The 13385-nt window shown below is 56.6% G+C and carries 11 protein-coding genes; 10 read left to right on the top strand and 1 reads right to left on the bottom strand.

From position 1 onward, the window contains the following. The first annotated feature begins 76 nt into the window (after positions 1–76). Positions 77–2167, top strand: a complete 2091-nt coding sequence (locus FD744_RS17615) for a bifunctional diguanylate cyclase/phosphodiesterase (RefSeq protein ID WP_160868861.1) — start codon at positions 77–79, stop codon at positions 2165–2167. A 109-nt stretch (positions 2168–2276) separates the two neighbouring features. After that, positions 2277–3692 (top strand): PLP-dependent aminotransferase family protein, encoded by a 1416-nt coding sequence (locus FD744_RS17610; RefSeq protein WP_160868860.1) that lies wholly within the window; start codon positions 2277–2279, stop codon positions 3690–3692. A 166-nt stretch (positions 3693–3858) separates the two neighbouring features. Here the strand turns inward: FD744_RS17610 and FD744_RS17605 are convergent, their stop codons facing one another. Then, positions 3859–4341, bottom strand: coding sequence for a YlaC family protein (locus FD744_RS17605; RefSeq protein ID WP_160868859.1), 483 nt, complete (start codon positions 4339–4341; stop codon positions 3859–3861). 253 nt (positions 4342–4594) lie between these two features. On the opposite strand from FD744_RS17605, the gene FD744_RS17600 reads away from it, so the two are divergent. From FD744_RS17600 to FD744_RS17565, 8 genes are all read left to right on the top strand, one after another. Continuing rightward, complete coding sequence (locus tag FD744_RS17600; RefSeq protein ID WP_034828453.1) at positions 4595–5209, top strand: cupin domain-containing protein; 615 nt, start codon at positions 4595–4597, stop codon at positions 5207–5209. A 125-nt stretch (positions 5210–5334) separates the two neighbouring features. Then, positions 5335–6774 (top strand): circularly permuted type 2 ATP-grasp protein, encoded by a 1440-nt coding sequence (locus FD744_RS17595; protein WP_160868858.1) that lies wholly within the window; start codon positions 5335–5337, stop codon positions 6772–6774. Continuing rightward, positions 6768–7697, top strand: a complete 930-nt coding sequence (locus FD744_RS17590; RefSeq protein ID WP_038644735.1) for an alpha-E domain-containing protein — start codon at positions 6768–6770, stop codon at positions 7695–7697. Before FD744_RS17595 ends, FD744_RS17590 begins: the two co-directional genes overlap by 7 nt. Continuing rightward, positions 7694–8494, top strand: a complete 801-nt coding sequence (locus tag FD744_RS17585) for a transglutaminase family protein (protein WP_034828459.1) — start codon at positions 7694–7696, stop codon at positions 8492–8494. The genes FD744_RS17590 and FD744_RS17585 overlap by 4 nt, the downstream gene beginning before the upstream one ends. A gap of 21 nt (positions 8495–8515) precedes the next feature. Beyond that, positions 8516–9220, top strand: coding sequence for a proteasome-type protease (locus FD744_RS17580; protein WP_038644739.1), 705 nt, complete (start codon positions 8516–8518; stop codon positions 9218–9220). A gap of 240 nt (positions 9221–9460) precedes the next feature. After that, positions 9461–11179 carry a lysophospholipid acyltransferase family protein gene (locus tag FD744_RS17575; RefSeq protein WP_034828463.1) on the top strand — a complete coding sequence of 573 codons (1719 nt, stop codon included), beginning with the start codon at positions 9461–9463 and terminating at the stop codon, positions 11177–11179. A 122-nt stretch (positions 11180–11301) separates the two neighbouring features. After that, a complete protein-coding gene (locus tag FD744_RS17570) occupies positions 11302–12369 on the top strand; it encodes an ABC transporter ATP-binding protein (protein ID WP_160868857.1) in 1068 nt (355 codons plus the stop codon). Between the two features lie 24 nt (positions 12370–12393). Further along, the gene (locus FD744_RS17565) at positions 12394–13383 is read left to right on the top strand and encodes an ABC transporter substrate-binding protein (RefSeq protein WP_160833669.1); all 990 of its coding nucleotides are present in this window, start codon (positions 12394–12396) and stop codon (positions 13381–13383) included. Positions 13384–13385 lie beyond the last annotated feature (2 nt).

Below are 13385 nucleotides of genomic sequence, written 5' to 3'. Positions count from 1 at the left end.
CAATAAAACCTATAGCCTTGACTTTTTTTCATAACACCACAGCTGATTGATAACGGCTTTAACTTGGGAAATCACTATGTTAGTGACTTCGTACGATTCGTTTACTGTCATCGTTTCCATTCTGGTGGCGATGCTGGCCTCGTTTACCGCGCTGGATATGGCGGGACGCGTGGCTTCTTCAACTGGCAAGGTGGCGCTGGTTTGGTTATTAGGCGGTGGATTCGCCATGGGCGTGGGCATCTGGGCGATGCATTTCATCGGCATGCTGTCGATGAGCCTGGATATGGTCATGAGCTACGATCCGCTGCTGACGGCGACGTCGATGGCAGTGGCGATTCTGGCCTCGATTTTTGCCTTGTGGCTGGTGTGCTCATCGCATGATTTATCCTGGCGACGCTTAACGGGCGGCGCTTTTGTGCTGGGTTCCGGCGTGGTCGCCATGCACTACATGGGCATGGCTGCGCTGATGTTTGCGCCGGGCATCGTCTGGAATTGGGGCTGGGTTGCCGCTTCAGTGGTGATTGCGCTGGTGGCATCGGGCGCGGCACTGTGGCTCGCCTTTAACCTGCGCGAAGGACATGGCCGCGTGACCATTCTGCGTCTCGGTGCTTCGGTGGTGATGGGCTGCGCCATTGCTGGCATGCACTACACCGGTATGGCCGCTGCCAGCTTCCCGATGATGAGTCATGCCACGCACATGGGCGTTAACAGCAACTGGCTGGCGATTGTGGTCACCGTGGTGACGCTGGCGATCCTCGGCATTACGTTGCTGGTTTCGATGCTGGATGCACGCCTGCAAGCGCGCACCTCCATCCTTGCGCACTCGCTGGCGGAAGCCAATCGCGAGCTGGCGCAACTGGCCCTGCACGATAACCTGACACGCCTGCCAAACCGTATTTTGCTGGAAGATCGTCTGGAGCAATCCATCAACAAAGCCAATCGCGAGAAGTCGCAGTTTGCGCTGATGTTTATGGATCTGGATGGCTTCAAAGCGGTCAATGACGCCTTTGGTCACCATGTGGGTGACAACCTGCTGATTGCCGTGGCCGAGCGCATGATCAGTCAGATGAAAGGGCACTACACCCTGGCACGCATGGGTGGCGACGAGTTCGTGCTGCTGATCGAAATCGATGAGCCCAATGACGCCGCAGCGGTAGCGGATGCGCTGGTGAAAGCGGTCGATCGTCCGTTTGATATTTCCCGCTATGAGCTGGTGGTGTCACTGAGTATTGGCATCGCGGTCTATCCAGGCGACGGCAAAGATGAGCGTGAATTGATGTTTAACGCCGATGCCGCGATGTATCACACCAAGAACAACGGCCGTAACGGTTACAACTTCTTCCAGCCGTCGATGAACACTCTGGCGCAGTCGCAGTTACAGCTCAATAACGACCTGTGGCAAGCGCTGGATAATGAAGAGTTACGTCTGTTCTACCAGCCAAAATATTGTGCGCCGAGCGGCCCGATTATTGGATTTGAAGCGTTGCTACGCTGGGAACATCCGACACGCGGTTTGCTGGCACCGGACAAATTCCTGCCGATTGCCGAGAAGACCGGCATGATCATCAACATCGGTAACTGGGTGATTAACGAAGCCTGCCGTCAATTGCACTGCTGGCATCTGCAGGGCCATCCACACTGGTCGGTCGCGGTGAATCTCTCCGCGCTGCAGTTTGAGCAGAGCAACCTGGTGGAAACCGTGACGCAGGCGCTGGCGAAGCATCAGATCCCGGCCGAGTTGCTGACGCTGGAAGTGACGGAAACCACGGCGATGCGCGATCCGGAAGAGAGTGTACGTATTCTGACGCAACTGACAGATATGGGCGTGAAAGCCTCGATTGATGATTTCGGTACCGGCTATTCAAGCCTGCTGTATCTCAAACGTTTGCCCGCCAGTGAGTTGAAGATCGACCGCGCCTTCGTCAATGAACTGCAGGCGAAATCTGAAGATGCCACCATTGTCTCTGCCATTGTGGCACTGGCGCAGTCGCTCGATCTCAAAGTGGTGGCGGAAGGGGTGGAAACGCAGGATCAACAAGCGTTCCTCACCGGCCTGGGTTGCGATACCTTGCAGGGTTATTTGCTGGGCAAACCGGTGCCGCCAGAACGCATCCACGAACTGCCGAATTTTGTCGAAAACGAGCAGCAGCTGGTGCAGTTGCCGTAAGGATTTTTGTGCGGTGATGGCCCCCATCCCAACCATCCCCTCTCGCGCTTGCGGGAGGGGGACAGGGTGAGGGAAAATAGCCGCACTCATTTCCCATATCGGAGCCAGGGTGGCGAAATATCAGCAGTTGGTGGATCAACTTCGGACGCAGATCGAAGCGCGCATCTGGCCGCCGGGCGAAAAGCTGCCGTCATTACGTCAGCAGGCGGAGCAGAGCGGCCTTAGCCTGATGACGGTGATGCACGCCTATGAAGTGCTGGAAAGCCAGGGCTGGATCCTGTCAAAACCGCAATCCGGATACTACGTTGCGCCACGAGCTGCCGAAAGCCGCCCACGTTTGCCGACACAGGCGATTGCCAAAACCGAGCAGGCGGACACCAACAGTTTCGTGTTTGATGTGCTGCAAGCCACGCGTGATCCTGGCATCATGCCGTTTGGCTCTGCCTTTCCCGATCCCGAACTCTTTCCGCAGCGTCAGCTGATGCGCTCGCTGGTTAAGGTCTCACACAATCTGAAACCCAGTGATGCCTTAAATAACCTGCCCCCCGGCAACGAAGCGCTGCGTAAAATTCTGGCGCAACGTTATGCCCAGCAGGGCATCACCTTGTCGCCGGACGATATCGTCATCACCAACGGCGCGATGGAAGCGCTCAACCTCAGCCTGCAAGCGGTGACCGAACCCGGTGATTGGGTGGTGATCGAAAATCCTTCGTTCTACGGGGCCTTGCAGGTGATTGAGCGACTGAAACTGAATGCGATTGCCATCGCCAGCGATGTCGAGCAGGGCATCGATCTCGACGAACTGGAGCAGGCGCTGCAACGCTGGCCGGTCAAAGCCTGCTGGCTGATGACCAATCGACAAAACCCGCTGGGCTTTACTCTGAGCGTCGAGCGTAAACAGGAATTGGTTGCGTTGCTGGCACGCTACCAGGTCGCGATGATTGAGGATGACGTTTACAGCGATCTCTACAGCGGCCACGACAAGCCTTTGCCTGCCAAAGCTTTTGATCGCGAGGGGAATGTGCTGCACTGCGGCAGTTTTTCCAAGAATCTGGTCGCGGGATTTCGCGTCGGTTGGGTGGCTGCCGGGCGCTATGCTCAGCGCGTACAGCGTATTCAGCTCATGAGCACGCTCTCCACCAGCGCGCCGATGCAGCTGGCATTGGCCGACTTCCTCAGCACCCGTAGTTACGACACGCACTTAAAGAAGTTGCGCCAGACGCTGGCAAAACGTAAGCAGCAAGCGCAGCAGGCTTTACGTCGTGTGCTGCCTGTTGACGCGCAGATCAGTGATACGCCAGGCGGCTATTTTTTGTGGATTGCGCTGCCGCAGCAGATCAACACCACGCAGCTGTATCATCTGGCCTTAAAGGAAGGCATCAGTATCGCGCCCGGTCAGCTGTTCTCGGGCAGTGAAGGGTTCAGCCACTGTTTCCGCTTCAACACCGCCTGGCCGTGGGATGCGCGTGCCGAGGCGGCGGTGGAGACGTTAGGGAAATTGATTGCTCAGTTGGCGTCGGCTTAACGGCTCTGCCGCAAAATGTTGGCCCCCGAGACGACTGACCACAAAGGATTACCAATGTGGTCAGTCTGAATTCGATGTGCCGTTTGTACCTGCAGGGCAACCTGACAACATCGCGTCAGATTTTTGGAGCCTGTGCTGCCTTGCATCTCGTGCAAGGCGATATTCATCAGATAGTTGCCGCCTGTTTATTTCCCCATGTCAGGTAATAAACATCATAAAAATCCACTTCGCCTTTTTGCTTCATCAGGCGTTCGATGCCGCTGCGCACGCGGTCGGGCGTGCCGGGATTTTCCACGATCTTATCCAGCGCCTGCTGAGACACCGGCTGCACGTAATACCACTCACCGTTGTAGCACACGCGCAGATCCAGCGTGTCGATATCCTCAAAGCGGTATTTGGGGTTGATATCCATCAGCATCAGGAAGCTCATCACCAGCACAAAGGCGGTGGCGAACCAGAACGCGGGCCAGCCGAGCATCTCAGTGGAGAAGATAAGCGCCACGCACAGCGCGTAGCACAGGTACATGATCGCCCACAGCCCCGGATGGGTTTTGAGGAATGAAAAGCTAAAGCGTGGCAGATTATCGCGCTGGCCTTCACGGTTCAGCGTGGCGATTTCATCGAGCAGAATTTGTTTGATCGCTTCCATAGTTCACCTCTAAATGTTACTGCCTGCCAGTAAATCACATAACAGTGAAGCGAATCAGATACAGAATTGAGGTGTTTTTTTATAACAGTTTATTGGCGGCTTTTCCGGTCCCACAAAATGTTAAATATGTTGCCAACTAATTTGGCTTTAGTAAGGTAAATCATTCTTTTATGTGAATTTTGTTGGCGGGCGCACATTGCAATGCCGTCGGGGTTTGCCACAATTAAGCAACGTAGCTTCCCGGAGAAAGAGTATGACTGCCAACACTTCCAGCCTGCTGTTACTGATGTCTTTCGCCGCCGGTACCTTTTCTGCAGGTTCATCAAATAATCCGCAGCATTTGATGCTGTCGCAGCCCTCGGGCGGCGTGCCTAACAATCTGCTGCCGCTGATCATCTGGCCCGGCATTGCGCCTGACTATGATGAGGAGCTGCAAAGCAACAGCGCCGAATGGTTTGAAAAAACCTTCACTGCTAACGGCTGGCCGGCCGCGTGGCGCGCGCCGATCTTCCCTTACACCCATTACCATCCCAACACCCATGAAATTCTGGGCGTCGCGTCGGGCTGGGCGGAAGTGCTGTTTGGCGGCGATAGCGGCCGTATGGTGACGCTGCGCGAGGGCGATGCGGTGCTGATCCCCGCCGGTGTCGGCCATAAACAGGTGTTCGCCTCAGACGATTTTTTCGCCGTTGGCGCCTATCCTGAAGGAATGTCCCCGGAAACCGTGCGTGATGAACCTTCTCGTTTACGCGCGGCGAAAGATCAGATCGCGCGCGTACCTTTACCGCATCGCGATCCTTTCACGGGGGGCGATGGAGCGATGACGGATATCTGGCTGCCAATTGCGCAGCAGTTAATGCACCAGTAAGGTGCAATCTGAGTGTTATTCGGCGCTGCTCCGCTATCGGGGCGCGTGTGCCGTTTGGGGCGTGAGCCTCTGGCACACTTTGTGCAGGAGAGGATCCAGGTCCTCTGACAAGCTCCGGGTAAATCATGAAAGAAAGCTACCAGATAGCGTCACACTTCTATGATGAGATGTTATTGAGCAACGGCGAACACCGTGCGCACTATCAGCATTACTGGGAGTGGTTACAACAGGCGGACAAAGAGGCGGTGGCGCGGAAACGCGAAGAAGCGGAACTGCTGTTTCATCGTGTGGGCATCACCTTCAACGTCTATGGTGAAGACGGCGGCGCGGAGCGGCTCATCCCGTTCGACAGCGTGCCGCGTATTATTCCGGCCAGTGAATGGGCGATGCTCGATCGCGGCATCCGCCAGCGCGTGCAGGCGCTGAATGCCTTCCTGCATGATATCTACCATCAACAACACATCCTCAAGGCGGGGATCGTGCCTGCCGAGCAGGTGCTGGTAAACGATCAATATCAGCCCTGCATGCAAGGTGTCGATCTGCACCGCAACATCTATGCGCACATCACCGGTGTCGATATGGTGCGCAACAACGACGGCGAGTACTACGTACTGGAGGACAATCTGCGCACGCCTTCTGGTGTCTCCTACATGCTGGAGAACCGCAAGATGATGATGCGCCTCTACCCGGAACTGTTCGTCGAGCAGCATATTGCCCCGGTAGAACGCTATCCTTCACACCTGCTGCAAACCCTGCGCGAAAGCTCACCGGTCAACGATCCGGTGGTAGTGGTGCTGACGCCGGGCCGCTTCAACAGCGCCTATTTCGAACACAGTTTCCTTGCGCAGCAGATGGGCGTTGAGCTGGTGGAAAGTGCCGATCTGTTTGTCAAAGACGGTGCGGTGATGATGCGCACCACCGCCGGGCCTTGCAAAGTCGATGTGATCTATCGCCGTGTTGATGATGCGTTCCTCGATCCGCTGGCGTTCCGTCCCGATTCGATGCTCGGCGTGCCGGGCCTGCTGTCGGTGTATCGATCCGGTAACGTGGTGTTGGCCAATGCCATTGGCACTGGCGTGGCCGATGACAAATCGATCTATCCCTACGTGCCCGACATGATCCGCTTCTATCTCGATGAAGATCCGATCCTCAACAACGTGCCGACCTGGCAGTGCCGCAAGCCGCAGGATCTGACTTACGTCCTCGCCAATCTCAGCAAAATGGTGGTGAAAGAGGTACACGGCGCCGGCGGTTACGGCATGTTGATTGGTCCGGTGGCCAGCCAGCAGGAGCTGAGTGATTTTCGCGATCGTTTGAAAGCACGCCCGGAAAACTATATCGCGCAGGACACGCTGTCGCTCTCCACCTGTCCGACGTTTATCGACAACGGCCTGGCGCCGCGTCATATCGATTTGCGTCCCTTTGCCTTATGTGGTGCGGATATTCGCTTAGTGCCGGGTGGCTTAACCCGCGTGGCGCTGACCGAAGGTTCGCTGGTGGTGAACTCATCGCAGGGCGGTGGCACCAAGGACACCTGGGTTCTGGAGGATGACGCATCATGCTAAGCCGCACGGCCAGTGGCCTCTATTGGATGGCGCGCTATCTGGAGCGCGCAGAACAACTTGCCCGGGTGCTGGATGTCACCAACCGGCTTTCGCTGATGCCGGTGCGTAACAGCCAAACCGATGAGCTGTTGTTGCCGCTCAATCTCACCGGCACGCGCCAGCTGTTTGAAACCCTCAACGGGCGTTTCACCATGCCGCAGCTGTTTAACTTTTTCGCTCTTGATGATCGTAACCCCAGCAGCATTTTTAGCTGCTGGCAGGAGGCGTGGAACAATGCGCACGCGGTGCGCGGCAGTCTGTCGTCTGAAGTGTGGGAGAGCATCAACTCGACGTGGATTGAGATGCGTAACATGCGGCGACGCGGCATCACCAGCGCCAACGCTGACAGCTTTTTTGACTGGGTTAAAGAGCGTTCTCACCTGTTTCGTGGCGCGATGTTCGGCACTTTGCTGCGTGGCGATGCGATGTGTTTTATCCGTATCGGCACGCTGATGGAGCGCAGCGACGGTACCGCGCGTTTGTTGAGCGTCAACCAGCAACTGCTGGAGCAAAACCCCGATTCGGTGCGGGAATACTACTGCCTCGATACCTTGCTGCGTGCGGTGTCGGCGCGTGAAGCCTATAACGCGATCTTTAAGCAGCAGCTGATGCCGGATCTGGTGAATGAGATGCTGATCCTGCGTAACGAAAGCCCGCGTTCGCTGCACTCCTGCATTGAGGAGATCGCCAACCAGCTGGAACAGATCGGCAGCAGCGGTGAGGATCGTCCACGCTATCTGGTGACGGTGCTGTTGGCCGAAATGCGCTTTAGCACCTGGGAAAGTCTGACGCGTGACGGGTTGTACAGCTGGCTTAATCACTTTCTCTCGCAGACCAATGCGCTGGCAGAAAGCATCAATCAGACCTATCTGGAGGCGAAATGAGACTGAATATCGAGCACAAAACCTGGTATGCCTATGAGCATCAGGTCAAACTCAGCACCCAGTATCTGCGCCTGACGCCGCAGAACTCGGTACACCAGCAGATTCTGTCATGGGATCTCGATTTACCGTGCGAAGCCACGCGCACCCTGGATGCTTACGGCAACGTGTTGCATGTGCTGACGCTGGATACGCCACATCAGCAACTGGAGATTGCCGCGCGCGGGGTGGTGGAAATTCTGGATGAAGGGGAGTATTCCCCCGACCCTGAATCGATCCTTTCGCCATTGGTGTTTCTGCGTGCCACGCCATTAACCTTGCCCGATGCGGCGATACGTGATTTCGCACAGCGCTACTGGCACGCAGAAAAACCGCTCGCCAGCCTGGAAAAACTGATGGATGAGCTGCTGTTAAAAATGCCGTACCAGCCTGGCAGCACCCAGGTGAGTGATACCGCAGCGAAAGTATTTGCGGCGGGCAGCGGCGTTTGCCAGGATCACAGCCATGTGTTTCTGGCTTGTTGTCGCAGTCTCGGGATCCCGGCGCGCTATGTCAGCGGCTATCTTTATACGGACAATGTAGAACACGTTGCTACTCACGCCTGGGTTGAAGCCTGGCTGGATGGCAGTTGGCACAGCTTTGATATCACCAACAATACGCGCAGTACGCGCCAGCATTTACGTCTGGCGGTGGGTGTGGATTATCTCGATGCTTGTCCGGTGCGCGGTATGCGGCTGGGCGGCGGCGGTGAGGATATGCTGGCGATGGCCGCGGTGCAGCAGGTGCATGCGCAGCAGTGATATTTTTTTGCAGGCGTGACTATGACTTATTGTGTGGCAATGCGTTTATCGTCAGGGATGATTTTTGTATCGGATTCACGCACCAACGCGGGCGTCGATCATATTTCCTCGTTCCGTAAATTACACGTGTTTCAGGTGGATGATGAACGCACGCTGGTGCTGCAAAGCGCCGGTAATCTAGCGACCACGCAAAGCGTGATGAGTTTGCTACGGCGTAATAACCACGACAGCGATCAGCCCAATCTGCTGAATGGGCGCTCGCTGTATGACATTGCGCTGCTGGTGGGGGAAACCCTGCGTGAAGTGATCAAACGTGATGGCGAAGAGTTTGGTGGCACGCTGCTATTAGGGGGACAGATTCGTGGTGAAGAGCCGCGCCTGTTCCAGATCTATCCGCAGGGCAACTTCATTGAAGCCAGTGTGGATACGCCTTATTTCCAGATTGGTGAAAGCAAGTACGGCAAGCCGATTATTGATCGCGTATTGCGTTATGAAACCCCGCTCAGCCAGGCGATGCAGTGTGCGCTGATTTCCATGGACTCGACGCTGGCGAGTAATATTTCGGTGGGCCTGCCGCTGGATGTGATGGTGTATCACACCGACAGCTTCAAAGATAACGAACAGCATCATATTACCGAACAGCACCCTTACTTTTCGCAGATTCGTCAGTTGTGGAGCAAAGGCTTGTTGAGCGTGTTCTCACAATTGCCGCCGTTAAAACTTTAACCGCTCACGCACGATGAATCGGGCGGTGCCACACCATCGATAAGTGGTTGTCTTTTCAGGGGCGGCTTCTGCCGCTCGCTGGCTCGACAATCCTCTGTACGGTTCGCTAGCGGCGCCATTACTGGCTAACGCCCTGCGTTTCCCCCCGTTATTTCCGTTTCGCTTTCTCACTGGTCATAAATCTGAAAACAAGCCTGTTTAACTTCGGTGCCATAAACCTCTGCGCACAAAAGGTGAATGATGTTTTCTGTTGATCAGCTTCTCGATACTTACTGGCCAGGCCATCACCCCGCGAACTGGCAAAAAAGCCTGTTGAAATGGGCGGTTCGCGAACATGAATTCCAATCTTTTGCTGACCGTTATCGCCACCTGAAAGGGGTGGATATGGTCGAGCAAGTGCTGGAGCACCTGGATGTGCGCTGTGAATTAAGTGAACGCGATTTGGAGCAGATCCCGACCAGCGGTCCGGTGGTGATTGTCGCCAACCATCCGCTCGGTGCGCTGGACGGACTGGCGCTGCTGGCGGCCGTGTCTCAGGTGCGTCGTGATGTGAAAATCGTGGCAAACCGCATGCTGATGATGCTGGAGCCGATCAACAATCTGATGTTGCCGGTGGATAACATGGGCAACCGCACCAGTCGCGAACAGCTGACGCGCATGCAGCAGCATCTCGACAATCAGGGCGCACTGATTATCTTCCCGGCGGGTGAAGTGTCGCGCCTTTCGAGCCGTGGTGTGCGGGATAACCGCTGGCATCACAGCTTCCTGCGCCTGGCCGCCCGTGCTCGTGCGCCGATTGTTCCTGCACACGTCGTCGGACGTAATAGCCTTGCGTTCTATGCCGCCGCCAAAATCGCCTCACCGCTGGCGCTGCTGATGCTGGTGCGCGAGATGTTCCGCCAGCGTGGATCGCGCATCAAGCTGCACATTGGCGAGCAGATCCCGTTTGCCAACTGGCACGATGGCCACACGCCGGGCAAAGAGCTGGCGAAACGGCTGCGCAAGCACTTATATCGCATTGGTCAGGGCCGTCGTGGTCTGTTCCAGACTGAAGCGGCGATTGCGCGCCCGGAAGATCGTGCCGAACTGAAAAAAGCGCTGATGGAGAGTGAGCGTCTCGGCTCGCTGCCGGATGGCAAACAGATTTACCTGTGGCGTCGTAACGGCGCGACCTGGGTGCCGCTGCTGCGTGAACTCGGACGCTTGCGTGAAATCGCCTTCCGCGCCGTGGGCGAGGGCAGCGGTCGCCGTCGTGACCTCGATAAATACGATGACGATTACTATCACCTGATTCTGTGGGATGACGACGCGCTGGAGATTGTGGGCGCTTATCGCTTTATTCCGGGAGCCGAGCAGCTGGAGCGTCGTGGTCTGGAAGGCATCTACAGCGACAGCCTGTTCCACTACGACGAGCGCATGTTGCCGATCATCAATCAGGGCCTGGAGCTGGGTCGCAGCTTTATCCAGCCCGCCTACTGGGGCAAACGCGGCCTGGATTATCTGTGGATGGGCATTGGTGCCTATATCGCCAAATACCCGGAGACCCGTTACCTGTTCGGTCCGGTGTCGATCTCCGGCGGTATGCCGCTGGCGGCGCGCGATCTGCTGGTGGCGTTCTACCGCATGTACTTCCCGACTGAATTGCCGCTGGCAAAATCGCGCCGTCCTTATCCGGCCTCGCTGCCGGAGGTGCTGGCGCAGTTTACCGGTGACAACTATGCGGAAGACTTGCGTCGTCTGAAGCATCTGCTGGCGAACCTCGGCACCGCGATTCCCACGCTCTACAAGCAGTACTCGGAAGTGTGTGAACCGGGCGGCGTGCAGTTTATCGATTTCGGCAGCGATCCTGATTTCAACAACTGTATCGATGGGCTGGTGCTGGTGGATCTGTCACGCGTGAAGCCATCACGCTATGAGCGCTACATCGGCATGCATCTGCAGGCTGAAAGCGTCGAATAAGTAGCAGGGAGGCTTTAGGGCCTCCCGTTTTGTTTGAGCACGGAAACGTCAAATCGATGTCACGGGATCGTCATCTGATTGTCGTAGGGTCTTAGCCGGACTGTCAGATAAAGGCCAGAAACATGGCAACGATCACACTTCGCGGGTTAAGCAAAGCCTTTGCTGCCCAGCCGGTACTTCAGGATATCTCGCTGCAGATTGCGCAGGGAGAGTTCATCGCCGTTCTGGGTCCTTCGGGCTGCGGCAAAACCACCTTATTACGTCTGCTGGCGGGCTTTGAAACCGTTGATGCCGGTGAAATCCACGTCGGTGAGCGCTGCTTTGCTGCGCCGGGCGTGCACCTGCCGCCGGAAGATCGCCAGCTCGGCGTGGTGTTCCAGAGCTATGCGCTGTGGCCACATATGACGGTGGCGGAAAACGTCGCCTACAGCCTGAAAGTCAACGGCGTGGCGCGCCATGAGCGTGACAGCCGTACTCAACAAGCGCTGGAGCTGGTGGGATTAGAAAACTTTGCCTCGCGCCGTCCCGCCGATCTTTCCGGTGGACAGCGTCAGCGTGTGGCGTTAGCCCGCTGTCTGGTCGCTAAACCGACGCTGGTGCTGCTCGATGAGCCATTGGCCAACCTTGATGTGCACCTGCGCGCTACCATGGAAGAGGAGTTTCGCCGCTTCCATCGCCACAGCCACGCCACCTTGCTCTACATCACCCACGATCAGCACGAAGCGATGGCGCTGGCCGACCGCATTGTCGTGATGGACGGCGGCCGCGTGATGCAGTTTGCCACGCCGCAAACCCTGTGGCGTGAACCGGCGAATGAGATGGTGGCGGGATTTATTGATGACGGCAAAGTGCTGCCGGTCAGCGATATCGAACCTACCGGCGAGGGCAAAGCGCTCGCTACGCTGTGCGGTCTGCGCGTCACCTTGCGCTGTGCGGCCGAACAACGCCCGATGCCTCACGGCAAAGCCAGTTTCCATGCGGTGGATTTCCGTCTCGCTGAACCGGGTGAACCGCAGTTTGCGGCACGCGTACAGCGGGTGATCTATCGCGGTAGCCATTACCAAATTGATGTTGCACCCATCGAGGCACCAGACCACAGCATCACGCTGCAGCTGGCCGATGCCGCTTTACCCGTTGTTGACGCGACCCTTGGTGTGGCGCTGCGCGACGGTTGGATTCTTCCTTCATAACGTTCAAACCTTAGGGAAATTGCTATGCGCACGTCTTTTAACGCTTTGATGTTAGCCAGTGGATTAGTGTTTGCCGCCACCAGCCACGCCGATGATGCCCCGTCCGGCAAGCTGGTGATTTACACCTCACAGGCACCGGAAATCGCGCAGCAAACCGTGGACGCGTTCAAAGCCGCGTACCCGAAAGTCGAAGTGGAGTGGACGCGTAACGGCACCACACAGCTGATGAACGTATTGCAGACCGAGATGATGAGCGGTGGCGCTAAGCCAGATGTGCTGCTGATTGCCGATGCGATCAACCTCGGTGCCCTGAAAAATCAGAATCAGCTCTACAGCTACAAAGATGCGCCACTGAGCCACATCAATCCGTCGTTCTACGACAAAGACAAAACCTTCTTTGGCACCAAAATCATCGCCACGGTGATTGCTTATAACACCCAGCACGCGCAGCCGATTGACAGCTGGAACGCGCTGGCGGTAGAGGCCAATAAAGGTCAGATCGCCATGCCAAGCCCGCTCTACTCTGGTGCGGCGCTGTACAAGTTGCACACCGATATCAACACGCCAACCATCGGCTGGAACTTCTACAAGAAGCTGGCAGCGATTGGTGTGGCTCCGCAGGGCGGCAACGGCCCGGCGCTGAAAGCGGTGGCGAGCGGACTGGATAAATACGGCATCATCACTGATGCTGACGTGATTCTGGCGAAGAAAAAAGGCTCGCCAGTCGATCTGGTGTACCCGAAAGAGGGCGTCTCTTACGTGACCGAGCCGGTAGCGATCATGAAGTCGGTGCACAACCTGCCAGCCGCTAAAGCTTTCGTGAACTTTATGCTGTCTGAGCAAGGCCAGAAGCTGGTGGTCGAGCAGGGTAACCGTCCGGTGGACGATCGTGTTTCTGCACCGGCGGGCTTTACGCCCATCAATAAAATCAAGCTGCTGACCCCTGACGTGGCGAAAGCCATCAAGGAAGATGCCACGGTGCGCGATCAGTTCACCGCAATGTTTGGCGGCTAAGC

It is taken from the genome of Pantoea sp. Taur (assembly GCF_009830025.1).
Lineage (GTDB): Bacteria > Pseudomonadota > Gammaproteobacteria > Enterobacterales > Enterobacteriaceae > Pantoea > Pantoea communis.
Note: the sequence above shows the minus strand (reverse complement) of the source record. Positions and strands in the feature narration are given on the sequence as shown.

What these genes read in the sequence shown, in the direction of transcription:
- FD744_RS17590 (WP_038644735.1), top strand. Translation starts at nt 6,768, where the DNA reads ATGCTAAGCCGCACGGCCAGTGGCCTCTATTGGATGGCGCGCTATCTG.
- FD744_RS17595 (WP_160868858.1), top strand. Translation starts at nt 5,335, where the DNA reads ATGAAAGAAAGCTACCAGATAGCGTCACACTTCTATGATGAGATGTTA.
- FD744_RS17565 (WP_160833669.1), top strand. Translation starts at nt 12,394, where the DNA reads ATGCGCACGTCTTTTAACGCTTTGATGTTAGCCAGTGGATTAGTGTTT.
- FD744_RS17615 (WP_160868861.1), top strand. Translation starts at nt 77, where the DNA reads ATGTTAGTGACTTCGTACGATTCGTTTACTGTCATCGTTTCCATTCTG.
- FD744_RS17605 (WP_160868859.1), bottom strand. Translation starts at nt 4,341, where the DNA reads ATGGAAGCGATCAAACAAATTCTGCTCGATGAAATCGCCACGCTGAAC.
- FD744_RS17580 (WP_038644739.1), top strand. Translation starts at nt 8,516, where the DNA reads ATGACTTATTGTGTGGCAATGCGTTTATCGTCAGGGATGATTTTTGTA.
- FD744_RS17600 (WP_034828453.1), top strand. Translation starts at nt 4,595, where the DNA reads ATGACTGCCAACACTTCCAGCCTGCTGTTACTGATGTCTTTCGCCGCC.
- FD744_RS17585 (WP_034828459.1), top strand. Translation starts at nt 7,694, where the DNA reads ATGAGACTGAATATCGAGCACAAAACCTGGTATGCCTATGAGCATCAG.
- FD744_RS17570 (WP_160868857.1), top strand. Translation starts at nt 11,302, where the DNA reads ATGGCAACGATCACACTTCGCGGGTTAAGCAAAGCCTTTGCTGCCCAG.
- FD744_RS17575 (WP_034828463.1), top strand. Translation starts at nt 9,461, where the DNA reads ATGTTTTCTGTTGATCAGCTTCTCGATACTTACTGGCCAGGCCATCAC.